Genomic DNA, 246 nt, shown 5'->3' on the forward strand with positions numbered 1-246 from the left:
TGGGTACAAGTGCCGATAATGCCCTGGCAGAATCCTTTAACGCCACCCTAAAGCGTGAAGTTCTGCGTGATCGGAAAGTGTTTGACAATCCCATCATCTGCCGCCAAGAAGTCTTCCGATGGTGCATGCGCTACAACACCCGTAGACGACACTCCTGGTGCAATCTTCTAGCCCCCGATGCCTTCGAAGCACTCACATCAGCTACACTGACTCAAGCAGCATAGCTAACCCCCGACGTGTCTACTT

Annotated in this window: 1 protein-coding gene; it reads left to right on the plus strand. The window is 52.4% G+C overall.

What is annotated here, in order from left to right; genetic code table 11:
• A partial coding sequence (locus HMPREF2806_RS13330; RefSeq protein ID WP_158013211.1) for an integrase core domain-containing protein occupies window positions 1-224 on the plus strand: 224 nt, incomplete at its 5' end.
• Window positions 225-246: the final 22 nt, after the last annotated feature.

The organism is Corynebacterium sp. HMSC076G08, assembly GCF_001811515.1.
GTDB classification, from domain to species: Bacteria; Actinomycetota; Actinomycetes; order Mycobacteriales; family Mycobacteriaceae; genus Corynebacterium; species Corynebacterium hiratae.